Source organism: Vibrio hibernica, assembly GCF_015223435.1.
GTDB lineage: Bacteria > Pseudomonadota > Gammaproteobacteria > Enterobacterales > Vibrionaceae > Vibrio > Vibrio hibernica.
Window position 1 is genome coordinate 1 of the sequence record NZ_VHKO01000127.1, and the last position, 1,216, is coordinate 1,216.

Consider the following 1,216-nt stretch of genomic DNA (forward strand, 5'->3'; position numbering starts at 1 on the left):
GTAGATACCATCTCTCAGAAGCGATAACAAACTTAATTTAAGGTTAATTCAGACTGATATCTTGTCTGATTTTTTATAACCCCAAAGCATATTTGAATTAGCTTTCTCATAGCAGCACATAACGCTTGCATTTTTGTTTTACCAGCGGCTAATAGCCTCTTTTTTTGTGCTTTGATATCGGGATTGTATTTACCAGCGCTAACTGCGGCCAAGAATATTTTGGATCTAATTCGTGATGGGCCAATTTTACTCAATGTGGTTCTACCTTTAAATGATCCTGATTCATTTAGCCTTGGCGTAAGGCCTACAAATGCAGCTGCTTGTTTGGCTGTCGAGAAATTCTTAGCTGAAAATAAATACACCAGTTCTCTCGACATTACCTTTCCGATACCTACAACACTCATAAGTAAATCATGATTTTTACTCATGACAGGACAAGCAGAAATGAGGTCATCAATTTCACGTTCAATGTCCTTAATTTCATCATCTAAAATGTGGATAATTCGTTTGATTGATAACAGAACTCGCTTATGAGAATCACTGATTGTGTAAGCTTCCAGCCGATTGCTTTCTCTCAAACGATCTTTTTCCAACGCTGATAGCCTACGAACTAACGCTTTGATTGACCTAACATTATCGGCATCTGGTTTCCACAAAGGAGCATGCTCATATTGAGCATTACCATATCTTGCGAGCATATATGAATCTGATTTATCTGTTTTATGAATTAACCCTAGCGACTGAGAGAATTTCTTCGCTTTGCCAGGATTTGAAATTATGATTTGAAAACCAGACGTGTGTAAATATAAAGCGATTGCTTCATGATAAACGCCTGTAGATTCCATCGTTATCACGATTTCGTTGGGTTGGCATTTAGCTTGCTTTAACAACCAATCATTGATGGTTGCATAATCGATTTTTCGATTTTTAAAATTCCTAAATTTTCGACCGCTCTTGGTTTGATTTAATAATAAACAGAAATCTAAAGAATCTTTGCTTACATCAATTCCAACATTTACTCTCATATCAACGACTCCACTTGTGCATACAGCATCATTAGTTAATAACTAAGCGCTCGGATACCATCCAGTATTAGAGAAAGTAAAATCAGGGGATAATCTACAGCTCAATGTTAAACATTACGTGGTCAAACATCCTCACTGATTTTAGAGCTTGGAGGATAGCTAATCATCCAAAACTTCAAGATACAAGTGGT

At 36.6% G+C, this 1,216-nt stretch carries 1 protein-coding gene; it reads right to left on the bottom strand.

From position 1 onward, the window contains the following. Nucleotides 1-32 precede the first annotated feature (32 nt). Entirely contained in the window at nt 33-1,025 is a 993-nt protein-coding gene (locus FH976_RS15775) for an IS110 family RNA-guided transposase (RefSeq protein ID WP_194091723.1), read from the bottom strand. Between the last annotated feature and the right edge of the window lie 191 nt (nt 1,026-1,216).